Raw genomic sequence first — 24,716 nt, 5'->3', positions numbered from 1 at the left:
ATAAAAATTTAGACAGAGAATCGCATGAATCACGCAATGACCCTCACAGACAACGCCGCCAAAAAACTGGCAAAACTCAAAGCCGCCGAAGAAAATGACGCCCTCATGCTCCGCATCTATGTGACAGGCGGGGGCTGCTCAGGCTTTTCTTATGGGTTTGACTTTGCTGATGAGCTGGAAGACGACGACGCCACCTTTGAAAATGGCGATGCCACTTTGGTGGTGGACAGCTTAAGCTATCAATATCTGCACGGCTCAACCATCGACTATGTCGAAGGGCTAGAAGGCTCTCGCTTTGTGGTCAATAACCCCAACGCCACCACCACTTGCGGCTGCGGCTCATCTTTTTCAATTTAATTTAATCGTATTTAAATTCAAAAAAACCTGCCAACTGGCAGGTTTTTTGATCAATTTTAAAATTAATTACTTGTGCTCATCACGCAGTACGACTGGTGCGGCAGCCAAGCGATAGTTGGCAGCGGCAGTGCGTGCGCCAGCGATGCTCGCCAAGAAAGTCAGTAGTGTGCTGATTAGCCAGAACAGACCTGAATACAAAGCCGCTTTACGGGCAGTTTCTTCGGCAGTTTGTAGTGCTTGTTCCATTTTTACTCGAGCGTCGGCAATTGCTTGCTCAGTATTTGCACGATATTCATGATAAGATGCCAAAGTTTCCTGTTGAACTTCGACCGCCTGAGCTTGGCTAAGACCTTCAGATTGCAGACGAGTCACAAGCTCTGGACCTGTCAAAACAGTCTCAACTTCATCGGCACGCTGTTTGGCATACTGATCGATGTTTTTCCAAGTGTCTAGATTAGTAAAATCCATCTCTGCCAAATCGGCTTTGGTTTTGTTAAGCATGCCTTCTAGCACATTTACTGTTGCACCGATTTGCGCTTGGTTAAAGGTGTCGTTATTTTTAGCCACCCATGCCTCGATGTCTTGACGGCTGATGTTACCAGTGGCTTTTTGATACAGCTCTTCGGCGCGATTGGCAATGTTGCCATCAGCGTTGGCAGCAGCCACACCTGCACCTGTCACAGTGGCGGCGGTTGAAGTGATGGTGCTGGCAGCACCGCCGATGGCGCTTGCTGTCGTACCAACTGCGTTACCGGCTGTTCTTACGATACCTGACACGCTGTTCATGGCAAATACAGAAGTGATGACCACGATGGCAGCCGCTGTCAAAATACCCGTCAATGTGGCATCTTTTGGCAAGATGTCTGTGCCATCACCAAATAAAGCTTCTGGCGCCGATGCTTTTACCGCAAAAAAACCTGCCACAAAAGCGCTCAAAAGTGCTGTCACCGCCGCATAAACACCCGCTGCGATGCCAGCGCCACGCAAATCAAGCGACAAAAATGAGCTTAGTACCAATGCCAATGCCAACATGATCATAGATACCACAAGACCCATCAAAAGTCCTGCAAGAATACCACGCCATGATGGGCGCCTGGCAGCTGTTGTATGAATTCTCATAATTTTCCAACCTATAAATAAAATGAATAAAAACAATACCTGAGTATTTAAATAACATTATAATTCATCTTTAAGCAAAGTTCGGTAGGCTTTTGGTAAGTTTAAGGTAATAAACTGTAAAGCTAAGAAATTTAAAAACCAAAAACCCCCTCCATCATCCGACAGAGGGGGCTAAATAAGGTGCTGACGATGACCTACTCTCACATGGGCGAACCACACTACCATCGGCGCTAAGACGTTTCACTTCTGAGTTCGGGAAGGGATCAGGTGGTTCCATCTTGCTATTGTCGTCAGCGTAAAAGGATTAACAACGCTGTTATGAGTCTGTTATTTTATTTTTATTCAAGATTGATTCAAGCTTGTTAGGTAAAATCTTTACACTTTCCATTAACACTGTCAGTGGTAAACCACTTGGGTGTTGTATGGTCAAGCCAAACGAGCAATTAGTATTGGTTAGCTACACATATCACTATGCTTCCACACCCAACCTATCAACGTCGTAGTCTACAACGGCTCTTTAGGGAAATCTTATCTTGAGGTCGGCTTCCCGCTTAGATGCTTTCAGCGGTTATCCGATCCGAACATAGCTACCCGGCGATGCTACTGGCGTAACAACCGGAACACCAGAGGTTCGTCCACTCTGGTCCTCTCGTACTAGGAGCAGATCCTCTCAAATTTCCAACGCCCACGGTAGATAGGGACCGAACTGTCTCACGACGTTCTAAACCCAGCTCGCGTACCTCTTTAAATGGCGAACAGCCATACCCTTGGGACCTGCTTCAGCCCCAGGATGAGATGAGCCGACATCGAGGTGCCAAACACCGCCGTCGATATGAACTCTTGGGCGGTATCAGCCTGTTATCCCCAGAGTACCTTTTATCCGTTGAGCGATGGCCCTTCCATACAGAACCACCGGATCACTAAGACCTACTTTCGTACCTGCTCGACTTGTGGGTCTCGCAGTTAAGCGCGCTTTTGCCTTTATACTCTATGGACGATTTCCGACCGTCCTGAGCGCACCTTCGTACTCCTCCGTTACTCTTTAGGAGGAGACCGCCCCAGTCAAACTACCCACCATACATTGTCCTTAGATCTGTTAATCTCAAGTTAGAACCCCAACATAACCAGGGTGGTATTTCAAGGATGGCTCCATAGGAACTGGCGTCCCTACTTCAAAGCCTCCCACCTATCCTACACAAGTTAGGTCAAAGTTCAATGTAAAGCTGTAGTAAAGGTTCACGGGGTCTTTCCGTCTAGCCGCGGGTACACAGCATCTTCACTGCGATTTCGATTTCACTGAGTCTCTGCTGGAGACAGCGCTGCCATCATTATGCCATTCGTGCAGGTCGGAACTTACCCGACAAGGAATTTCGCTACCTTAGGACCGTTATAGTTACGGCCGCCGTTTACTGGGGCTTCGATCAAGAGCTTCGCTTACGCTAACCCCATCAATTAACCTTCCAGCACCGGGCAGGCATCACACCCTATACGTCCACTTTCGTGTTTGCAGAGTGCTGTGTTTTTAATAAACAGTTGCAGCAGCCTGGTATCTGCGACTGCCAACAGCTCAAAGAGCAAGTCTTATCACCATCGGCAGCGTACCTTCTCCCGAAGTTACGGTACCATTTTGCCTAGTTCCTTCAGCAGAGTTCTCTCAAGCGCCTTGGTATTCTCTACCTGACCACCTGTGTCGGTTTCGGGTACGATTTCTTTATGACTATCGCTTAGAAGCTTTTCCTGGAAGCATGGTATTTGCCACTTCGCCAGTAAACTGGCTTGCTATCAGATCTCAGTAATAGTCTAGCGGATTTGCCTACTAAACCTACCTACATCCTTCCACCTGGACAACCAACGCCAGGCTGACATAACCTTCTCCGTCCCTCCATCGCATCATAAACAAGTATCGGAATATTAACCGATTTCCCATCGACTACGCCTTTCGGCCTCGCCTTAGGGGTCGACTCACCCAGCCCCGATTAACGTTGGACTGGAACCCTTGGTCTTCCGGCGAACGGGCTTTTCACCCGTTTTGTCGTTACTCACGTCAGCATTCGCTCTTGTGATACCTCCAGCATGCCTTACAGCACACCTTCACAGGCTTACACAACGCTCCCCTACCACTTAATTGAAACAATTAAATCCGCAGCTTCGGCTCCTAGTTTGAGCCCCGTTACATCTTCCGCGCAGGCCGACTCGACTAGTGAGCTATTACGCTTTCTTTAAAGGGTGGCTGCTTCTAAGCCAACCTCCTAGCTGTCTGTGCCTTCCCACATCGTTTCCCACTTAACTAGGAATTTGGGGCCTTAGCTGGCGGTCTGGGTTGTTTCCCTCTTGACGACGGACGTTAGCACCCGCCGTCTGTCTCCCGGATAGTACTCATCGGTATTCGGAGTTTGCATCGGTTTGGTAAGTCGGGATGACCCCCTAGCCGAAACAGTGCTCTACCCCCAATGGTATTCGTCCGAGGCGCTACCTAAATAGCTTTCGGGGAGAACCAGCTATCACCGAGTTTGATTAGCCTTTCACCCCTATCCACAAGTCATCCCCTGGCTTTTCAACGACAGTGGGTTCGGTCCTCCGGTGCCTGTTACGGCACTTTCAACCTGCTCATGGATAGATCACTCGGTTTCGGGTCTATACCCTGCAACTAAATCGCCCTATTAAGACTCGGTTTCCCTACGGCTCCCCTAAACGGTTAACCTTGCTACAGAATATAAGTCGCTGACCCATTATACAAAAGGTACGCCGTCACGGAATAAATCCGCTCCGACTGCTTGTATGCACACGGTTTCAGGTTCTATTTCACTCCCCTAACAGGGGTTCTTTTCGCCTTTCCCTCACGGTACTGGTTCACTATCGGTCAGTCAGGAGTATTTAGCCTTGGAGGATGGTCCCCCCATCTTCAGACAAGATTTCACGTGTCTCGCCCTACTTAATATGTCGCATTTGCAGTTTCGCATACAGGACTATCACCTACTATGGTTGGCTTTCCCACGCCATTTTGCTACTACAAGTTTGATCGGCTCCTCCCCGTTCGCTCGCCGCTACTTGGGGAATCTCTATTGATGTCTTTTCCTCGGGGTACTGAGATGTTTCACTTCTCCCGGTTTGCCTTCTATCCAAAGGATAGAATACCTATCTTATGATAAGTGGGTTTCCCCATTCAGAAATCGCCGGGTCACAGGATATTGCCACCTCACCGACGCTTATCGCAGGCTATCACGTCTTTCATCGCCTCTGACTGCCAAGGCATCCACCATGTGCACTTCATTACTTGACCATACAACCCCAAGTAGTCTTGGTGTCATAAGGGTAATGTGTAACGATTCACCTATGTTTACGCTTGATTCAGTTCTCTTTACTTTAGGTAAGTACATTTTGGGGTGTACTTACCATGGTAATTTATTTGTTGGAATAAATAAATTACCCAGACTCATAATCATGTTGTTAAATAATGATATAAACTTCGTCAGTTTATAAGATGTTCTACATTAAGTAGAAATAAGAAATCTAAACTTGGTTTTGATTGCTTAGTTCTAATTAATGATTGGTGGAGCCAAGGAGAGTCGAACTCCTGACCTCCTGCGTGCAAGGCAGGCGCTCTACCAACTGAGCTATGGCCCCAAAATGGTGGGTCTAATAAGACTTGAACTTATGACCCCCGCGTTATCAACACGGTGCTCTAACCAACTGAGCTATAGACCCGTTTTAAACATCTTCCTAAAGAACAACTTGTTGTGAATTCTTGCTAATCAGATAATTCATTAAGGAGGTGATCCAGCCGCAGGTTCCCCTACGGCTACCTTGTTACGACTTCACCCCAGTCATCGACCCCACCGTGGTGATCGCCCTCTTGCGTTAGGCTAACCACTTCTGGTGAGATCAACTCCCATGGTGTGACGGGCGGTGTGTACAAGGCCCGGGAACGTATTCACCGCAGCATTCTGATCTGCGATTACTAGCGATTCCGACTTCATGGAGTCGAGTTGCAGACTCCAATCCGGACTACGATTGGCTTTTTGAGATTAGCATCACATCGCTGTGTAGCAACCCTTTGTACCAACCATTGTAGCACGTGTGTAGCCCTGGTCGTAAGGGCCATGATGACTTGACGTCGTCCCCGCCTTCCTCCAGTTTGTCACTGGCAGTATCCTTAGAGTTCCCGACCGAGTCGCTGGTAACTAAGGAAAAGGGTTGCGCTCGTTGCGGGACTTAACCCAACATCTCACGACACGAGCTGACGACAGCCATGCAGCACCTGTATCTAAGTTCCCGAAGGCACTCTCGCATCTCTGCAAGATTCTTAGTATGTCAAGACCAGGTAAGGTTCTTCGCGTTGCATCGAATTAAACCACATGCTCCACCGCTTGTGCGGGCCCCCGTCAATTCATTTGAGTTTTAACCTTGCGGCCGTACTCCCCAGGCGGTCTACTTATTGCGTTAACTGCGTCACTAAGTCTTCAAGAGACCCAACGACTGGTAGACATCGTTTACGGCGTGGACTACCAGGGTATCTAATCCTGTTTGCTACCCACGCTTTCGCACCTCAGTGTCAGTATGATGCCAGGGAGCTGCCTTCGCCATCGGTATTCCTCCAGATCTCTACGCATTTCACCGCTACACCTGGAATTCTACTCCCCTCTCACCTACTCTAGCTTACCAGTATCAGATGCAGTTCCCAGGTTAAGCCCGGGGCTTTCACATCTGACTTAATAAGCCACCTACGCGCGCTTTACGCCCAGTAATTCCGATTAACGCTTGCACCCTCTGTATTACCGCGGCTGCTGGCACAGAGTTAGCCGGTGCTTATTCTGTGGGTAACGTCAGGGCTAATGGGTATTAACCATTAGCTTTTCCTCCCCACTTAAAGTGCTTTACAACCAAAAGGCCTTCTTCACACACGCGGCATGGCTGGATCAGGCTTTCGCCCATTGTCCAATATTCCCCACTGCTGCCTCCCGTAGGAGTCTGGGCCGTGTCTCAGTCCCAGTGTGGCTGATCATCCTCTCAGACCAGCTACAGATCGTCGCCTTGGTAGGCCTTTACCCCACCAACTAGCTAATCCGACTTAGGCTCATCTATTAGCGAGAGCTAAAAGCCCCCTTTCTCTCGTAAGACGTATGCGGTATTAGCTATCCTTTCGGATAGTTATCCCCCACTAATAGGCAGATTCCTAAGCATTACTCACCCGTTCGCCACTAATCATATCTAGCAAGCTAGATAATCATCGTTCGACTTGCATGTGTTAAGCCTGCCGCCAGCGTTCAATCTGAGCCATGATCAAACTCTTCAGTTTAATCTTTGTGTTGCCTAATTGATTATTTACTTAGAAAGTAAAATAAAAAGTTAGGACTTTTAATTTTGGCTCATTTATTACTAGCAAAATTTGCTCATCGTGTAAATGAATTAACTTTGAGTATTTTTGCTTGATAAATGATAATTTTTATATTATCTTGTATTAGCAAAAATCCACACAAGTTGTTCTTTAGTTTTGATTTTAAATAGTGTCTGATACATCGTCTGTATCATCAATCAAGGCTGACCATTTTATCACAGTATTTTGTGTTGTCAAGCTTTTTTTGAATTTTTTTTAAACCAACTTGCTTTGTTATTTTTTGTAACTAGGCTGCGTTGGAATGAGTGCGTATTATACAGATATTTTTTGGGGTGTCAAATGGTTTTTTGGGAAATTTTGAAAAAAATTGGGGAAAGTTTGTAAGTGGTTGATTTTGTTGATGGTTTTTTAAGATGAAAAAAGGATGGTGATCAATACCATCCTTTTATGCTAGGAAAATTATTTAAAAGTCAATAATCAGCCTTTGAGTTTTTTAACATTGGTCACTTTGCAGTATTTGTGTTCGATGACTGCGTTTGGATTCATCACTAAAATGTCTGATTTGTGATAGTTTGCCAGTGTCATGGCGCTCGAACCGATGGTCCAGCTATTTTCATCACCAAAAGATGTGCTGGCGATGTCTGAATGCGCAAGATTGATGGGCAAAAAGCGAGTCTTGCCACCTAAGTGCGCTTCGGCGAATGTTGGTAGATTTTGCTTATTAAAGCCAAATTTTACAGCAACCTTACCACCCGTGGTGCATTGATAGGTCACTTGGCGAATCTTTGTGGCGGTGTCAGCAGCGGTGCGCGCATCCATCAAATCGTCTGCGTGTGCTGCGCCAGACAGCGCCATGCCAAGGGCAAAAACAGGAGCGAGGATTTTTAGAGTTTTCATAATGTATTTTCTTTATATAGGAGATGGAAATTATGGGTTTTATGCCATGATTAAATTATATTCATAGAAAATGGGGAAGTATATCGTAAAAAAATTAAGATTTATTGCTAAGGTATAACATTTCGACTAAAATCAAGTGTTTTTGCAATAATTTGTTGCATTTGGCGAGTATGCTTACAATTTTTTGGAAAATTCGCAAAAATTTGCTATGCTTTGCTTTATTATAGAAGCTTAAAATGACTGATGGTTGTCTGTATGAATGATTTTTTACACAATGAATCTTTGGATTGGGCTCATTTGGACGCTCAGCCGTATTTTATCGGCATGATGAGTGGCACAAGCTTGGACGCACTTGATGCGGTGCTGTGCCGATTTGATGACGAACACCCTGCGGTCATCGAAAGTCACAGCGTGAATTTTCCTGATGATTTAAAGGCTGCCCTACTTGCTCTGACCATGCCTAATGGCGTGCATGATTTTATCAAAGAAAATCAGCTTGGCTTTGAAAGTGAGCTGGATGTTTTTGGTTGGGCGAGCGTGTTTTATGGGGAATTGGCAGCTCAGGTGGTCATTGAATTATTGGCAAAGGCAGGCATTGATGGCGAGAGCGTCTGTGCCATCGGCTGTCATGGACAAACCGTGCGTCATCGCCCACAGTGGCATTTTAGCTTACAGCTCATTGACCCAAATGTATTGACTGAACGCACTGGCATTGCGGTGGTGTCGGATTTTCGCCGCCGTGATATGGCGGTGGGCGGACAGGGCGCCCCCCTAGCCCCTGCGTTTCACGAAGCGATTTTTAATCTTGATGAAACAGGCGATCAAGTCGTGCTGAATCTTGGTGGCATTGCCAACATTACTTTATTGTCAAACGGCACTCGTGAAGTGATTGGCTTTGACACAGGCTGTGCCAATCTACTTCTTGATGGCTGGGTAAAACGCCACACAGGGGCGAATTTTGACAAAAATGGCGACTGGGCAAAATCTGGCAAAGTCATCGCACCGCTACTTGAGCAACTGCTCACCCATCCGTTTTTTGGCAAACCCTACCCAAAAAGCACAGGGCGAGAAGAGTTTCACTTGACATGGCTGGATGCAGAATTAGAAAAATTTTATAAAAATCATGAACTTAGCTATACACCTGCTGATGTACAAGCCACGCTCGTGGATCTGACTGTCATAAGCGTAGCCGATGCCCTGACCAAAATCACACCATCTGGCAAGCTGTTCGTCTGTGGTGGTGGGGCTTTAAATGGTTATCTGATGAGCCGACTTGCCCATCATCTGCCAAGCTGGCAAGTGCAGTCCAGCGAAGTGCTGGGCGTACCACCAACTTTGGTTGAAAGCCTTGCCTTTGCTTGGCTGGCACGCCAAACCATGCTTTCACGCACAGGCAATCTGCCAAGCGTTACAGGGGCAAGTCAGGGCGTGGTGCTGGGTCAAGTCTGCTTTCCTTGATTGATTTTTTTGCACAAATAAAAAACCGCACGAATGCGGTTTTTTATTGACAGGGTTAAATGCTCAAAGACTTAACTGCGTTTATTATTGTGCTTGGCAGTTGGTCTGAGCAGGGATGCCGTGATAGTTTTTGTAGCTAAACACCGCCAAGTCACCTTTTTGATGCCATTCGCCACCATGATTAAAGATGCCTGTCTCTGACACATAGCGGCTACCTGATGCAGCTGGTGCTAGGGTTAGCGTGCTGGTCTGATTATCAATGGTGATTTGTGCTTGGCTGTCATTGATGTAGCTTAGGGTTGGTGCGATGCCATTTTGGCAAAGGAAAGTTTTCGATGAAGCCTGAGCTGCCGCAGCTTTTGTGGTGGTGGCAGGGGTAGTCGAAGCACAACCAGCCAAAATAAGGGCGAAAGCCGTACCAAGTGCTAATTTTGCTTTCATGTCAATCTCCTTAAAAAAATAAAATGGAAAAAAATAAAATGGAAAATGAATTGTCAGTTGTAATAAGATTAAGATATATCGTATCATAAAATTACAACGGCTTTGTATGCTTTATGTTATTGAGAATTACTCTTATTATTCAGCTGTGTAATTTAGCCCAACACATAGTTCATCACAAAATACACTTGTAAACTTTTCATCGCACCAAAATTATGTTAAGATAGCCCAATTTGTAACAAAACATGAATGAACAAATTCATTCTCAAAATATTTTTGATGGAACATCGCCATGACACAAAAAACCACCCATTCTAGCCGCCCAGACCATCAGCGTGTCGTCGTCACAGGCATGGGGGCGATCACCCCTGTGGGTAATGACCTTGCCACCATTTGGCACAATCTCACCAATGGCATCAGCGGCATCACAAAAATTGATGGATTTGATGGCGTGGCGATTGACGAATTTCGCTCGCAAATCGCAGGTTTGGTCAAAGATTTTAACGCCAAAGACTTTTTAAACCCCAAAGAAGTTCGCCGTTATGACGAGTTCATGCATTATGCTCAGGTAGCGGCGGCACAGGCACTGCATCACGCAGGGCTTATTGATGACATCAAGGGCGATGATTTGCCCATCAATGTGGATGGTGAACGCTTTGGTGTGGTCATGGGTTCGGGCATTGGCGGTATCGGCACGATTGAAGACAGCCGAGATACCTTAAAAGCACACGGTGCCAAAAAAGTGTCGCCCTTCATCATTCCAGGGGCGATTGTCAATATGCCAGCAGGTTTGATTGCGATCAGACATGGTCTAAAAGGGGCAAATCTTGCCACGGCGACCGCTTGCACCACTTCGACGCACGCCATTGGACTTGGGGCAAGATTGATTGCCTATGGCGATCTTGATGCGGTACTGGTCGGCGGCAGTGAAAAAGCATCGACACCGCTTGGCATGGCAGGCTTTGGGGCAATGCACGCCCTTTCTACTCGCAATGACGAACCGACCAAAGCCAGCCGTCCTTTTGACAAAGACAGAGATGGCTTTGTGCTGGGCGATGGAGCAGGAGCGTTGGTGCTTGAAAGTCTTGCTCATGCCAAAGCTCGTGGTGCGACCATCTTGGCAGAATTGGTGGGTTTTGGCATGAGCGATGACGCAAGCCACATCACCGCACCGCCTGAAGACGGCAATGGGGCAAGACGAGCCATGCAAAACGCCCTGCTAGATGCAGGCATTCATGCCGACCAAGTGGGCTATGTCAATGCTCACGGCACCAGCACGCCTGCGGGCGATGTCGCCGAAAGCCGTGCCATCGCTGATTTGTTTGGCGATGATATTTTGGTCAGCTCCACCAAATCCATGACAGGACACCTATTAGGGGCAGCTGGGGCGGTTGAAGCCATTTTTACTGTCCTAGCCTTACAACATCAAACCCTGCCACCAACCATCAATCTGGACAATCCAGATGAAAACTGCACGCTAGACTACATCGCCCACACCGCACGCCAAGTGGAAAATCTCAATTACGCCATCAGCAACAGCTTTGGCTTTGGTGGTACGAACGGCAGTCTGGCTTTTGCACGCTGGCATGACTAATGATTGCAAAAATAAAAAATCATTTAAAATCAATGATTTAAACAAATATTTTCTTAATAAAAAAGGCTGTGATTTATTTTCACAGCCTTTTTATTTCATCAACACAATGTTTCACATGAAACATCAGATTTGCCAATTGATGAAATTGCTTAGCAATTTTAAACCTGCTCGGTGGCTTTTTTCTGGGTGAAACTGCGTGGCAAACACATTATCCTTAATAATACTGGCACAAAACACCCGACCATAATCCGCTGTCGCCACCACCAAACCATCATTGCGAGCGTCCGTCTGATCAGGCTTACAATAATAACTGTGCGTAAAATAAAAATACTCATCATTACAGCCCTGCCACAGCACATGGTCACTGTCGGTATGTACGGCATTCCAGCCGACATGGGGGATTTTGATGGCTTGGGAGTTTTGCACCCACGCATCATCAAACCGCTCCACACTGCCTGCCACCACGCCCAAGCACGGCACACGACCGCCTTCGGTAGAATAATCAAACAACGCCTGCATACCCACACAAATCGCCATCACAGGCTTGGTTAATAGGGCTTGCTTGACCGCCACATCCACACCGCACGCTTGCATGTGCTGCATAGAATCACGCATCGCCCCCACGCCCGGTAGCATGACTTTGTCTGCCGTTTCGATGTCTTTTGGGTCGTTGGTAATGGTGACACTCGCCCCTGCCACTGTCAAAGCATTCGCCACCGAAAACAAATTGCCCACGCCATAATCTAGCAACGCAACTTTCGTCATGACCGCCCCCTTATAGCATCTCTTTGGTAGATGGCAATCTGCCACCAGCGCGCTCATCAATTTCGCACGCCATACGCAAGGCTCGAGCCAACGCCTTGAACACGCTTTCAATCTGATGGTGGCTGTTTTTGCCTTTTAGATTGTCAATATGCAGAGTAATGCCAGCATTATTGACCAAACCGTAGAAAAACTCACTGAACAAATCCACATCCAATTTGCCCACATAAGCACGAGTAAATGGCACATCCATATGCAGGCTTGGACGACCTGAAATATCCACCACCACACGGCTTAGGCTCTCATCAAGTGGTGCATAAAAATGCCCATAACGGCGAATACCCTTTTTGTCGCCCAATGCGATTTTTAACGCCTGACCGATGGCAATGCCTGTATCTTCAACGCTGTGATGGTCGTCAATGTGCGTATCACCCACGCATTTGACATCCAAATCAAACAGCCCGTGTCTGGTAATCTGCTCAAGCATGTGATCCAAAAACGGCACGCCAGTGTCAATATTGCCCACGCCTGTGCCGTCAATATTGAGAAAAACGCTGATTTGAGTTTCGGCGGTATTACGAGTAATCTGGGCGGTGCGTGGTGTAGTCATGACAAATCCTTGGTTTAATGACAATAAAAATAACCGCTTTATTCTACACAAAAAATACACATTTTTGGGAAAATTTTTTGGGGAAATGCGGACAAGCTTTGGGGAAAATTTGCAAAACTTTGGGAAAATTGATCCAAAATTTAAAAAACTTAGCAAATTTTTTAAGCAAATTTTTCATCAAAATTTTACAATCAAAACCCAAGCCCAAAGCCGCCAAATCGCCACAACTTCGGATAAACTTTGCCAACATTTGGGCTTTGGATTATAATAGTCATAATTTCCACCAGATTTTGAGAATGTTTATGGCAATTTTACCAATTTTACACTACCCAGACCCACGCCTGCGGACGGTCGCCGAAGAAGTCACCGTCATTGACGACACCATCAAGACACTCATCAAAGATATGTTTGAGACCATGTATGACGCACGAGGCATTGGGCTTGCGGCAACGCAGGTAGATAGGCATGTGCAAGTGGTTACGATGGATTTGGCAAAAGATGGCGAAGAGCCACAGCCCAAGGTCTATATCAACCCTAAAGTAACGCCACTGACCGAAGAGCTTGTTCCTTATCAAGAGGGCTGTCTGTCCATTCCAGAAGTGTATGACACGGTGGAACGCCCTGCTCGTGTGCGGATTGATGCTTTGGACGAAAATGGGCAGGCGTTCAGCGTGGATGCTGACGGGCTGCTGGCGGTGTGCATTCAGCACGAGCTGGATCATTTAAAGGGCATTGTGTTTGTGGATTATCTTTCTCGCCTAAAACAAGACCGCGCGCGTGATAAAGTGCGCAAAGTCATTGCCAAAAGAGGCTAGAAATCACCTCCAAGAAAAAACCCAAGCTCATCACTTGGGTTTTTATTTTTGTTGCAAAAAGCTTAGTCAAAGCCAAGTCGCTTTAAATCATCAAACCTCCCCCAAAAATCCGCCACTTTGCCTTGCCCACAGCCCTGCATAAATGCCATTTTTGGCGATCAGTTCCTCATGACTACCCATCTCAACGATTCGTCCTTGATCCATGACCACCAGCCTATCCATGCTTGCGATGGTGGATAAACGATGGGCGATGGCAATCACCGTCTTGTCCGCCATCATGTCGTCTAGGCTTTGGGTGATGGCGTGTTCCACTTCGCTGTCAAGGGCACTCGTCGCCTCGTCAAGGAGCAAAATCGGAGCGTTTTTGAGCATTACTCGTGCGATGGCGATGCGTTGGCGTTGTCCGCCAGAGAGTTTGACACCACGCTCGCCCACTTGCGTATCAAGCCCTGTGTTGCCGTGCTTGTCTTGTAGCGTCTGGATAAAATCCCAAGCGTGTGCCGCCTTTGCCGCCGCGATAATCTCATCGTCAGTCGCATTAGGGCGACCGTAGGCGATGTTCTCTCGCACGGTGCGATGAAGGAGCGATGTGTCTTGGGTTACCATGCCGATGTTTTGGCGTAAAGATTCTTGGGTAACGCCACTGATGTCCTGCCCATCAATGCAGATTTGACCGCTTTGCACCTCATAAAATCTAAGCAAAAGATTGACCAAAGTGGATTTGCCAGCACCAGATTTACCCACCAGCCCCACTTTCTCGCCTGCACGAATGGACAGATGAAAATCATTCAACAGACCAGCTTTATCGTCCGTTTTGCCATAATTAAACGCCACACCATCAAAGACAATCTCGCCACGCTGAGCGTTCAACACTTTGGCATCTGCCTTGTCAGTAATGGCGTGTGGCGTGGTCAGCGTACTCATGCCGTCTTGCACCGTACCGATGTGTTCAAACAGGCTTGCCATCTCCCACATGATCCACTGAATCATGGCTTTTAGACGCAGTGCAATGCCAGTCGCCACAGCGATCGCACCCACCGTTACCTCGCCCACCATCCACAGATACACACCAATCGCCGTGCTACCGACAATCATCAAAAGCGACACCGTCTCTGTGGTCGTCCCCAGCACCGACACCCACCGCATTTGTGTATGCACAGTCAGCATAAATTCTTGCATGGCGGACTTGGCATAGCGAAGCTCACGCTGAGAGTGACTGAACAATTTCACCGCACCGATGTTGGCATAAGCGTCCGTTACTCGCCCTGTCATTAAGGCACGAGCGTCCGCCTGACTGCTTGCCGACTGCCTTAGACGTGGCAAGAAGAATCTCATCATCGCAGCCACCACCATCAGCCACAGCACAAACGGCACAAACAGCCAAATATCCAAACCCAGCAAAATCACACCACTGGTGATCAGATACGCCGACACGAACGCCACCATCTCTGCCATCGTCATGATGGTATCACGCACCGACAACGCCGTTTGCATGACCTTGGCTGACACTCGCCCAGAAAATTCATCATGATAAAACTGCATGGACTGACCGAGCATGTGCTTATGAAACCACCAACGCAGTCGCATGGGTAGCACGCCTTGTAGCACCTGAAATCGCACCAAATTACCCACAAACTCGCCGATAATTGACAGCACGCACAGCCCCAACATCATCATGATGACCTGCCCCTTTTCCTGCCACAGCGTGCTTGGCGTATAGACCGTCAGCCAATCCACCACATCACCTGCCCAAGCAAACAAAAGCGAGCCAAACACCCCCAAAAGCACCGAAAGCACCATGCGAATAAAAATCCACACTCTCGCCCCTTCACTGCACGCCCACAAAAAAGCCAGCAATTTGCCACGAGTCATGGTCGGCATGGGACTGTCTGGATAAGGGTCAATCTTGCGTTCAAAATAAGAAAATAAGGACATATAAAATCAAACTTCTAAAATTCTAAAAATCTGACCATTATAGCAGAATTAGGCGTAACTGTTTGTTGTGAAATTTTTATGCCCATTGAATTGATAAAGCAATGCAACTGTCGTAGGTTGGGTTGAGCGATAGAGAAACCCAACATTTTATTATAAACCATTGAATTTTTTGGATTTATTCAAGCATAACTCAACCTACGACCAGTCATCACACTGCCTTGTACAACTCTCCGCCACTTTCGGCAAATTTCTCTTTCATTTCTTCCATACCTTTGGCATACTCACGCACATTTTGGGTAATTTTCATCGAGCAAAACTTTGGACCACACATCGAGCAAAAATGAGCCGATTTATGAGCCTCTTTTGGCATGGTTTCATCGTGCATACTACGAGCCGAATCTGGGTCTAATGCCAAATTAAATTGGTCTTCCCAACGAAACTCAAAACGAGCTTTCGACAGAGCATTATCACGCACTTGGGCAGACGGATGCCCTTTGGCAAGGTCGGCGGCGTGAGCAGCGATTTTATAAGTGATGATGCCGTCTTTGACATCTTTTTTATTCGGTAAGCCCAAATGCTCTTTTGGCGTGACATAACACAGCATTGCCGTGCCATACCAACCAATCATCGCCGCCCCAATTGCACTGGTGATATGGTCATAGGCAGGGGCGATGTCGGTAACAAGCGGTCCTAGCGTATAAAACGGAGCTTCGCCACAATGTTCAAGCTGCAACTCCATATTCTCCTTAATCATGTGCATGGGAACGTGTCCTGGTCCTTCAATCATCACTTGTACATCATGCTCCCACGCTCGTTTTGTCAGCTCGCCTAAGGTTTTTAATTCGCTAAATTGAGCCTCGTCATTGGCATCTTGGATACAGCCTGGTCGCAAGCCATCGCCCAAACTAAATGACACATCATAGGCTTTCATAATCTCGCAAATCTCATCAAAATGGGTATAAAGAAAATTCTCCTGATGATGAGCCAAGCACCATTGAGCCATAATCGAACCGCCACGAGAGACAATGCCCGTCAAACGATTGGCGGTAAGTGGCACATAGCGGAGCAGAACGCCTGCGTGAATGGTAAAATAATCCACGCCTTGCTCGGCTTGCTCAATGAGCGTATCTTTAAAAATCTCCCAAGTTAAATCTTCCGCCACGCCATTCACTTTTTCAAGCGCCTGATAAATCGGCACGGTGCCAATCGGTACAGGCGAATTACGAATAATCCATTCTCGTGTTTCGTGAATATTTTTCCCTGTTGATAAATCCATAATGGTATCGGCTCCCCAACGAGTCGCCCAAGTCATTTTGGCAACTTCTTCATCAATGGACGAGCCAAGAGCGGAGTTACCAATATTGGCGTTGATTTTGACCAAAAAATTTCGCCCAATAATCATCGGCTCGCATTCTGGATGGTTGATATTACACGGAATAATCGCACGCCCCATCGCCACCTCAGAACGCACAAATTCAGGGGTAATTTCACGCAAATTATTCGCCCCAAAATTCTCGCCTTGATGCTGGCGAGTATCGACACCTGCACGCTGTTTTTGGTTTTCACGAATGGCAATGTATTCCATTTCAGGGGTGATAATGCCCGCTCGTGCGTAGTGCAGTTGGGTGACATTTTTGCCTGTTTTGGCTCGGCGTGGCTTAGAGATGTGGGCAAAACGAATATTTTCGGTGCGAATGTCATTTAGACGCTGTCGCCCAAATTCTGATGATAAATTTGGCAAAATTTCGGTGTCATTTCGTTCATCAATCCAGTTTTCACGCAATTTAGGCAAGCCTTGATTTAAATCAATGTTTATATCGGGGTCGGTATAAACGCCTGATGTATCATAAACCAAAATCGGCTCGTTTTTTTCATAGCCGTCTTTGGCGAGACCTGTTGGTGTATCGGTTAGGGAAATTTCACGAAATGGCACACGAATGTCAGGGCGTGAACCTTGTACATAGACTTTACGAGATGCGGGCAAAATGCGAGTTAAATCTTTGGCATCTTGTTCATGCTGGTTGATGATGTCGGTTGGGGTTTGATTTGCGGTTTGGCTCATCATAAAATCCTTAAAAATGGCTAAAAAACAAATCAAGCCATCAAAAATCTTACGATGAATATGGGGTAAAACAACCGTTCGTGGTGAGCTAAGTCGAACCATAACGGTTGTTCGTTACCCTTCGACTTGGCTCAGAGCGAACGAACATTTTTTATTCTAACCCAAAGATTTTAAATAACTTGATTTCCTACGACAGTATGAACTGTATCAGGTTCAACGGATTGCCAATGGCTCTCAGCGATTTTTGCTTTTTAAAAGCACAACCGCACTCCGTCAAGTTAAGTCATAGCATAACAAAAATTACAATTGACAAATCGGCGTTGGTGTTACTGTATAGCGATATTGAATAGATATTTGAAGTGGTAGATTTGGCAATTGATGTTCAAGCACCAATGAGTGTTTTGGCTGTAATGATTCGACAGATATAATCGCTTGATCGTATTTACCTTCGGCTTTGAGTAACAATCCTTGTTTGGTTGGTGTGATTGTATCAACAAAAGGTTGTGCCGTTTGAAAATTCTCCGATTTGCCACAATTAAATACATAGCGTTCGGAAGTGAGATTACCTTTTTTATCTTTTTTGAAGTTGATTACAAAAAACATCTCTTGCATGGGCTCTATCGCAGCCCAATATCCTTGAAAAATCTCATTAGGCAGGGTGTTTTTATTGCTTTTGGCAATCGCTGGAGGGACATTTGCCATAAATAATAAAAACAAGATTGAAGTAGCAATGAGTTGATATGATGCTCGTGATGTCATGCGGAAACCCTTATGGAAACTGTTAAAATTTTTCGCCAGATAGGTTGAGGTCTTGGATTTGTAAATCGCATTTAATTTAGTTTAGAATATAACAAAAAATTGCGATTGACAAATAGGTGTATAATTTAAAACCTGCTTATTTGCCTAGCGATTTTATCTTTTTAATTCAATTTTTTAAGTTAATCTTAATTTATAGATAAAAATCTCAAACCGCCTTGATTACAGCATTTTGCCAAATTAAAGGGGTATTTTAGCCAATTTCTCATGAAATTGTTAAAATTTTTACTCAAAATAATGAAAACAAACAATTGAAAAAATCATAAAACACCCAAAAAATCATGCTATCATAAGCATTATTATGACAATTTTTGTTAAGATTTTATTATAAATAGGAAATCAAAAATGCACATTTTAGTCTTGGGCGGCGGCGTGATTGGCACAACCACCGCTTATTATTTGGCAAAATCTGGGGCAAAAGTCACCGTCATCGAGCGCCAAGCTGATGTCAGCGAGGAGACAAGCTTTGGCAATGCAGGGCAAATCTCCCCTGGCTACTCAACGCCTTGGGCGGCGCCAAAAATCCCACAAAAGGCGGCAAAATGGCTCATGCAAAAACACGCGCCACTTGCCATTCGCCCAGATGGCACGAGCTTTCAGCTGGCGTGGATGCGTCAAATGCTGTCCAACTGCAACGCCAGCCGATACAAGATTAACAAAGAACGCATGATGCGAGTGGCAGAGTACAGTCGTGATTGCATCCGCTCGCTCCGTGATGAGATTGGCATTAATTACGAACACCGCACAGGTGGCACTTTGCAGGTGTTTAGAAAGCCTGCTCAGCTAGAAGCGATGAAACTTGACACCAAAGTTCTGGACGAATGCGGCGTACCTTATGAAGTCTTGGACAAGGACGGACTTATCAATGCCGAGCCTGCCCTTGCCCACGCCACAGCCAATCTGTTGGGCGGACTACGCTTACCCAATGATGAAACGGGCGACTGTAATTTATTCACCAAACGCCTTGCCGAACACTCTAAAACTTTGGGCGTAGAATTTAAATTTAACACCACCATCGAAAAAATCATCACCAATAATCAAAAAGTAACAGGCGTCATTGCCAATGGCGAAACTTTGACGGCAGACGGTTTTGTCTTGGCATTAGGCAGTTATTCTCGGGCGATGGCAAAGGATTTAGGGCTTCATTTGCCTGTTTATCCTGTCAAGGGTTATTCTTTGACCGTGCCAATCGTGGACGAAACAAAAGCACCCATTTCTACCGTGCTCGATGAGACTTACAAAATCGCCATTACTCGCTTTGATAATCGCATTCGTGTGGGTGGTATGGCGGAATTGTCAGGCTTTGACAAATCCCTAAACCCTGCTCGCCGTGCCACGCTAGAAATGGTAACCAAAGATTTGTTTGATGGTGGCGACTTGGCGAATGCCAAATTTTGGACAGGACTTCGCCCAATGACTCCAGACGGTACGCCGATTATCGGAGCGACCAAGTTTGATAATCTATTTATCAACACAGGACACGGCACGCTCGGCTGGACGATGGCGTGTGGCTCTGGTAAATTATTAAGCGATATTATTATGAGCAAACAGACCAAGATTAGTATTGATGGCTTAAATATTGACCGTTATCGGTAATTTTTAGCTATGGGTGTTTTTGTTGGCACGGGCTTTTGGTTATTGGTGGGTTTTATTGCCTATGGTTTGCATCAAGGCAATGCCCTAAATAACAAAATCATTGTCGGCTTATTAATTGGCTTTTGGCTGATTGGCACTTTTGTGATTGGCTATTATTATATAATGGGCGATTATTTGTACCATAATGGCAAAGCACAAAAAGATTGTGGTATTATTATTTATCCTGATAAGCCATTAACCGCACGCCAGCAAAGAAAATCTGTTACCAATCGCATCACCATTCAAAGCAGCAGCATAGACAAAAAATACCGTTTTCGCTATATTGATGATTATTATGCCAATAAATTTTCTTTTAATGGTTTTAAAAAAGGCGATAAAGTCTGTTTTGAATATATTGAAGTTGAGAACTTTGTTAATGGTTATCCTTATTGGCTAAAAAGTATTCATATTGATAATTAAAATTTTAGGTAAATCAAATAAGGCAACTTTTATGAACCAAATCACCAAACTAGACAGCAACGAAACCATTACCAAAATCACGATTTTCAACGGTGTGGTATATGGCAGGGCAAGTGCCTGATGATTTTATACGAGCCAGCCATAATTAAGCAAATGACTCAATATGAATAATTGCCCTCAACAAATCAAACCACAAGCCCTTTTTATCACAAAAAGGGATTTTATCCCACAAGCACACTCGTCATACTCAGCGAACCTGCCACCAACCAATCGTTAAATAGTAGCACAGGATCGTCTTCATCTCGCTGAGCCAGCACATACAACAGGGGTAAATAATGCTCGGGCGTTGGCACGGACAGACGAGCAGGTTCGCCCAATTTTTCAAAATGCACCAAAGTATTTTTATCTTGATTTTCAATGGCTTGGTTAATCCTATCAGCAAAATCAAATGCCCACTCATAGCCCACCCCTTGTGTGTCAATGTGGGCAAAACTTGCCAAGCGTAAATTATGCACAATGTCGCCACTACCCAAAATCAGCACGCCTTCGTCTCGTAAGGGGCGTAATTTTTGAGCCAACGCCCAATGCCACTCGGCGGACTTGGTGCTGTCAAGGGACAACTGCACCACAGGAATGTCGGCATCAGGATAAAGGTGCTTTAACACCGCCCACGCTCCGTGGTCATAGCCACGATTGTCATTAAAAATCAAGGGCTTATCGCCATCGGACAACAGCTCGCCCACCCGTTTGGCAAGGCTTGGCGAGCCTTTGGCGGGGTACGCCACTTGGTACAACTCATCAGGAAAGCCATAAAAATCATAAATCAAAGGCGGATTTTCGCCACTTTGAACCTGTAATGACGGCTCATACCAATGGGCGGAAATACACAAAATGGCGGTCGGTTTGGCAAATTTTTGGACAATGTCGGCAAAGCCTTGATTGATTGGGGCGTTGGCGTCAAGGGCATTCATTGGGCTACCGTGTCCGACAAAAAGGGCTGGGGTTTTCATTGGGCTTTCCTTGTTAAATGTGGGCGAATTGCAATTCGCTCCTACACTTTAATGGTAAAATTCATATTATACTCAATTCACACCAAACCGTTCGCCCTTAAGCTATGCCTGCGGGTGGAACGGTTTTTCCGTTATGGTTCGACAAGCTCACCACGAACGAAAAAACCTTTGTTGCATTTTGAATAGAATTAACTATATTTTAAAAATAAAAAATAAAGAAATAGGCATAAAATATTTTATACCTATTTTTTAAATGGCAACTTTTAACTCACTTCTTCAACTCACCCATCACTTTTTTATTAAACAAATTATCCAAAGACAAACTTCCGCCCCCTGCTACCGCCAAATACAAGAAAATAAAGCTAAATAGCATCGCAGGTTCGCCGCCATTGGCAAGCGGGAAAATTGATGCGTGCATCATAAAATAGGCTGCCGCCATTTGTCCTGACAAAATAAACGCAGTCGGACGCGTTAAAAAACCAACCATAATCAAAATACCACCAACCAATTCTAAAATGGTCGCCATTCCCATTAAGGAAAACCAATTTCCGCCCAAATAAGCGGTATTATCCACAGGGAAACCAAATGCCTTTGCCGTGCCGTGCAAGAAAAAGGCATAGCCTGTTACAATACGCAGGATTGATAAAACGATTGGGGCAAGGATGTCAAATTTTGAAGTATTCATAAAGTTTGTCTCAATAGTGTTGAATGGAGCGTATTATAATTGTTTTCAATTTTTCAATAAATCGTTATAATAGATAACATTTATCCATATAAGGAATAATAAAATGCTGTTTGTGGAACATATGACCTTATTTGTGGCAGTGGTTAGAAACAAAAGTTTTTCCAAAACCGCCTTGCAATTTGACATTGCTCAGTCCAGTTTATCTCGTAAAATCAGCGAGTTAGAAAATCATCTTGGACTAAAACTCATTCACCGCACCACCCGAAAACTTGAACTGACCGAAGCGGGGCAATTTTATTTTGAACGGGCGGTGGCGATTGTGGACGAAACCGAACGCACCCACCAAGCGATGAGCGGTCTAAAATTAGAGCCAGAAGGCGTGTTAAAACTGTCGGTAAACAATGAAATTGGCGATTGGCTGACCGAAATTTTGCCCACTTTTTACCAAAAATACCCCAAAATTCGCCTGCACATTGATGTTTCCGCCCACAAAACCGACCTTTTGACGGGCGGTGTGGATATGGTGGTGAGGGCAGGAGAACCCACCGAAGGGCATTATATCATCCACCCTTTGACCCAGACAGCAATGGCGATGTACGCCAGTCAAAGCTACCTTGATGCTCATGGCACACCTGCCACGCCTGACGAACTGCACGCCCATCGCTGTCTAAGTTATTTGGGGTTGCCAACTTGGACGCTGATTCATGGCGACCAAACCGCCGTCATTCACACCACCCCCATCTGCCAATCTAATGATTTTGGACTGCTGGCAGAGCTGGCTCGTCAAGGGCTGGGTATCGTGCTACTGCCCACGATTGCCAAGCAAAAAACGGGGCTTGTCCCCGTACTGGTAGATTGGCAAGAATCCATGATACCCATCGTCATGCTGACAGCCACTCGCCTGCTCCCCATCAAGGTGCGGTGTATGATTGAGTTTTTACAGGCACACGCCCACCATTTTGAAAATCACCAAATTTAAGTTTACACTAAGCACAAGCAACGCTATAATGATTTGTCCACTAGGCATTCATTTCATGTAACTAAGGAACAATGATGAACCAAATCACCAAACTAGACAGCAATGAAACCATCACCGAAATCGCCGTTTATAATGGTGTGGCATATCTGGCAGGGCAAGTGCCTGATGATGATAGCTTGGACATCGTTGGGCAAACTCGTGAAGTGCTTGCCAATATTGATAAGGCTTTGGCAAAAGCAGGCACGGACAAATCTAAACTACTCACCGCCCAAGTATTTATCAAAGATTTAAATGATTTTGATAAATTTAATGCCGAATACAAAACATGGATACAGGGTTTTGTACCGCCCACTCGTGCCACCGTACAGGCAAATTTGGTCAATCCAAAATGGCTTGTGGAAATCGTGGTAACGGCAGCGATTTAATCCAAACACGCCAAAATCAAGAAAAACCCCCTTAAATTTCAATAATTTAAGGGGGTTTATCGGTCATGATTAAGCGGACTTTTCTTGCTCATAAAGCGTTCGCACCACCTCGCCAATCGTAGCAATACCCTTAGTCAAGGTCTCATCACTTTGAGCGATGGATAGGCGAATGCATTGCCTTGCGTGTGGATAATTCTTTTTGTCAATCCCAATAAAAAAATGCTCGCTTGGGATAATCAGCGTGCCTTTTTCTTTGAGTAGCTCATAGAGTTTGGTGGTGGACACTGGCAAGTCAGCAAACCACACCCATAAGAAAATCGCCCCTTCTGGCTTGTGAATTTTTACTGGCAGATCAGCAAATTGCTCTTTTAGCAACCTAATGGCAAATGCCGTCTGCTTGGCATAAAATGGGCGAATGTGGTCTTTGGCAAGATTGATGATGGTATCATCAGCAAATAACGGCGTGGCAATCGCCGCCCCAAACCGCACAGGCGATAAGTTAATGATGGCATTCATCGCACTCACCGCTTTTACGACATCGGTATTTGCCACGATGATACCCGTTCTCGCCCCTGGCAGACCGATTTTGGACAAGCTAAAGCACAAAATCGTCTGATTATCCCAAGTCAGACTCGTATGAGCGTGAATGATGTTCGGAAATGGCTCGCCATACGCATTATCAACAATCAACGGAATGTCGTATTTTTTGGCAAGCACTTTTAAACGAGCCATCTCATCATCGGTCAGTACATTGCCCGTTGGGTTGGTTGGGCGTGAGCAACAAATCGCCCCAATCTTACCCGCTGCAAGCTCTGGCAAACTTTCCAATTTATCAAAGTCCACGCAATACTTAAAAAACCCACCCCGCCCTTCATGCTCCACTTCTTCAATAATCGGCGGCACGGAGACAAAATGCACGCCATCAATATGAGCGTCCGCATAGCCAACATATTCTGACGCCATCGGCAACAAAATGGACTTTTCGCCGTCGGCAAATTGCCCAGAAAATAAGTTGAACAAATAAAAAAAGCCGTTTTGTGAGCCATTGGTTAAAACAATATTTTGAGCAGTCAAACCCCAATCATAATGGCGATTAAAAAACTCAACCAGCGTGTCAATGAACTTAGCATCGCCTTGTGGCGTGGAATAATTCGCCACACTTTCTAGGGCGGATTGCTCATGAACAATATTCGCCAGCGTCTGCTGATACGCCCGATTGACTTCATCAATGACCGCAGGATTACCACCACCCAGCATATTGATGGGATTGGGCGAATTGAGTGCATTGCCCAAATCGTCCATCAGTTGTAAAATACCGCTATTTTTGGTGAATTTTTCGCCAAATTTTGAAAATTTCATACTCC

General features: G+C 45.7%; 19 protein-coding genes, 2 tRNA genes, 3 rRNA genes and 1 riboswitch. Of the genes, 8 read left to right on the top strand and 16 right to left on the bottom strand.

What is annotated here, in order from left to right; genetic code table 11:
* Positions 1–24: 24 nt before the first annotated feature.
* Entirely contained in the window at positions 25–357 is a 333-nt protein-coding gene (gene erpA / locus LU290_RS00165; protein WP_277808573.1) for an iron-sulfur cluster insertion protein ErpA, read from the top strand.
* A gap of 66 nt (positions 358–423) precedes the next feature.
* Here erpA and LU290_RS00160 read toward each other — a convergent pair whose 3' ends face one another.
* The 7 genes from LU290_RS00160 to LU290_RS00130 form a co-directional block, all read right to left on the bottom strand.
* On the bottom strand, positions 424–1,476 hold the full coding sequence (locus LU290_RS00160) for a hypothetical protein (RefSeq protein WP_277808572.1): 1,053 nt from the start codon (positions 1,474–1,476) through the stop codon (positions 424–426).
* 181 nt (positions 1,477–1,657) lie between these two features.
* A 5S ribosomal RNA gene (gene rrf / locus LU290_RS00155) occupies positions 1,658–1,771 on the bottom strand.
* 127 nt (positions 1,772–1,898) lie between these two features.
* A 23S ribosomal RNA gene (locus tag LU290_RS00150) occupies positions 1,899–4,756 on the bottom strand.
* A 268-nt stretch (positions 4,757–5,024) separates the two neighbouring features.
* Positions 5,025–5,100, bottom strand: a tRNA-Ala gene (locus LU290_RS00145).
* Positions 5,101–5,104: 4 nt separating this feature from the next.
* Positions 5,105–5,181, bottom strand: a tRNA-Ile gene (locus LU290_RS00140).
* A 60-nt stretch (positions 5,182–5,241) separates the two neighbouring features.
* A 16S ribosomal RNA gene (locus LU290_RS00135) occupies positions 5,242–6,772 on the bottom strand.
* Together the 16S, 23S and 5S rRNA genes with 2 tRNA genes alongside form the textbook arrangement of a ribosomal RNA operon.
* A gap of 516 nt (positions 6,773–7,288) precedes the next feature.
* Entirely contained in the window at positions 7,289–7,708 is a 420-nt protein-coding gene (locus tag LU290_RS00130; RefSeq protein WP_277808571.1) for an ACP-like domain-containing protein, read from the bottom strand.
* A 255-nt stretch (positions 7,709–7,963) separates the two neighbouring features.
* On the opposite strand from LU290_RS00130, the gene LU290_RS00125 reads away from it, so the two are divergent.
* Entirely contained in the window at positions 7,964–9,166 is a 1,203-nt protein-coding gene (locus tag LU290_RS00125; protein WP_277808570.1) for an anhydro-N-acetylmuramic acid kinase, read from the top strand.
* A gap of 84 nt (positions 9,167–9,250) precedes the next feature.
* On the opposite strand, the gene LU290_RS00120 is transcribed toward LU290_RS00125, so the two are convergent.
* Positions 9,251–9,607: an MliC family protein gene (locus tag LU290_RS00120; RefSeq protein WP_277808569.1), complete on the bottom strand. Its 357-nt coding sequence runs from the start codon at positions 9,605–9,607 to the stop codon at positions 9,251–9,253.
* Positions 9,608–9,896: 289 nt separating this feature from the next.
* On the opposite strand from LU290_RS00120, the gene fabF reads away from it, so the two are divergent.
* Entirely contained in the window at positions 9,897–11,198 is a 1,302-nt protein-coding gene (fabF, locus tag LU290_RS00115; protein ID WP_277808568.1) for a beta-ketoacyl-ACP synthase II, read from the top strand.
* A 123-nt stretch (positions 11,199–11,321) separates the two neighbouring features.
* Here the strand turns inward: fabF and hisH are convergent, their stop codons facing one another.
* Together hisH and hisB are read right to left on the bottom strand one after the other, a co-directional pair.
* Entirely contained in the window at positions 11,322–11,963 is a 642-nt protein-coding gene (gene hisH / locus LU290_RS00110; protein ID WP_277808567.1) for an imidazole glycerol phosphate synthase subunit HisH, read from the bottom strand.
* 10 nt (positions 11,964–11,973) lie between these two features.
* Entirely contained in the window at positions 11,974–12,570 is a 597-nt protein-coding gene (gene hisB / locus LU290_RS00105) for an imidazoleglycerol-phosphate dehydratase HisB (RefSeq protein ID WP_277808566.1), read from the bottom strand.
* Between the two features lie 302 nt (positions 12,571–12,872).
* Here hisB and def point away from each other — a divergent pair, with 302 nt between their 5' ends.
* The gene (gene def / locus LU290_RS00100) at positions 12,873–13,385 is read left to right on the top strand and encodes a peptide deformylase (protein WP_277808565.1); all 513 of its coding nucleotides are present in this window, start codon (positions 12,873–12,875) and stop codon (positions 13,383–13,385) included.
* Positions 13,386–13,475: 90 nt separating this feature from the next.
* Here the strand turns inward: def and LU290_RS00095 are convergent, their stop codons facing one another.
* From LU290_RS00095 to LU290_RS00085, 3 genes are all read right to left on the bottom strand, one after another.
* Positions 13,476–15,320, bottom strand: coding sequence for an ABC transporter ATP-binding protein (locus LU290_RS00095; RefSeq protein ID WP_277808564.1), 1,845 nt, complete (start codon positions 15,318–15,320; stop codon positions 13,476–13,478).
* A 208-nt stretch (positions 15,321–15,528) separates the two neighbouring features.
* Positions 15,529–17,382 carry a phosphomethylpyrimidine synthase ThiC gene (gene thiC, locus LU290_RS00090; RefSeq protein WP_277809513.1) on the bottom strand — a complete coding sequence of 618 codons (1,854 nt, stop codon included), beginning with the start codon at positions 17,380–17,382 and terminating at the stop codon, positions 15,529–15,531.
* A gap of 166 nt (positions 17,383–17,548) precedes the next feature.
* A riboswitch (TPP riboswitch) is annotated at positions 17,549–17,665 on the bottom strand.
* A 17-nt stretch (positions 17,666–17,682) separates the two neighbouring features.
* Positions 17,683–18,141: a hypothetical protein gene (locus LU290_RS00085; RefSeq protein WP_277808563.1), complete on the bottom strand. Its 459-nt coding sequence runs from the start codon at positions 18,139–18,141 to the stop codon at positions 17,683–17,685.
* A 402-nt stretch (positions 18,142–18,543) separates the two neighbouring features.
* Here LU290_RS00085 and LU290_RS00080 point away from each other — a divergent pair, with 402 nt between their 5' ends.
* Together LU290_RS00080 and LU290_RS00075 are read left to right on the top strand one after the other, a co-directional pair.
* Entirely contained in the window at positions 18,544–19,794 is a 1,251-nt protein-coding gene (locus LU290_RS00080; protein WP_277808562.1) for a D-amino acid dehydrogenase, read from the top strand.
* Positions 19,795–19,803: 9 nt separating this feature from the next.
* Positions 19,804–20,253 carry a hypothetical protein gene (locus LU290_RS00075; protein WP_277808561.1) on the top strand — a complete coding sequence of 150 codons (450 nt, stop codon included), beginning with the start codon at positions 19,804–19,806 and terminating at the stop codon, positions 20,251–20,253.
* A gap of 221 nt (positions 20,254–20,474) precedes the next feature.
* On the opposite strand, the gene ygiD is transcribed toward LU290_RS00075, so the two are convergent.
* Positions 20,475–21,263: a 4,5-DOPA-extradiol-dioxygenase gene (gene ygiD / locus LU290_RS00070; RefSeq protein ID WP_277808560.1), complete on the bottom strand. Its 789-nt coding sequence runs from the start codon at positions 21,261–21,263 to the stop codon at positions 20,475–20,477.
* 268 nt (positions 21,264–21,531) lie between these two features.
* Positions 21,532–21,948 (bottom strand): DoxX family protein, encoded by a 417-nt coding sequence (locus LU290_RS00065; RefSeq protein WP_277808559.1) that lies wholly within the window; start codon positions 21,946–21,948, stop codon positions 21,532–21,534.
* 103 nt (positions 21,949–22,051) lie between these two features.
* On the opposite strand from LU290_RS00065, the gene LU290_RS00060 reads away from it, so the two are divergent.
* Together LU290_RS00060 and LU290_RS00055 are read left to right on the top strand one after the other, a co-directional pair.
* Positions 22,052–22,927 carry a LysR family transcriptional regulator gene (locus LU290_RS00060; protein ID WP_277808558.1) on the top strand — a complete coding sequence of 292 codons (876 nt, stop codon included), beginning with the start codon at positions 22,052–22,054 and terminating at the stop codon, positions 22,925–22,927.
* A gap of 74 nt (positions 22,928–23,001) precedes the next feature.
* The gene (locus LU290_RS00055) at positions 23,002–23,352 is read left to right on the top strand and encodes a RidA family protein (RefSeq protein WP_370688533.1); all 351 of its coding nucleotides are present in this window, start codon (positions 23,002–23,004) and stop codon (positions 23,350–23,352) included.
* Between the two features lie 69 nt (positions 23,353–23,421).
* Here LU290_RS00055 and LU290_RS00050 read toward each other — a convergent pair whose 3' ends face one another.
* Complete coding sequence (locus LU290_RS00050) at positions 23,422–24,711, bottom strand: valine--pyruvate transaminase (RefSeq protein ID WP_277808556.1); 1,290 nt, start codon at positions 24,709–24,711, stop codon at positions 23,422–23,424.
* Positions 24,712–24,716: the final 5 nt, after the last annotated feature.

It is taken from the genome of Moraxella nasibovis, assembly GCF_029581575.1.
Classification (GTDB): Bacteria; Pseudomonadota; Gammaproteobacteria; order Pseudomonadales; family Moraxellaceae; genus Moraxella; species Moraxella nasibovis.
This window is presented reverse-complemented; position numbering and strand designations above follow the sequence as displayed.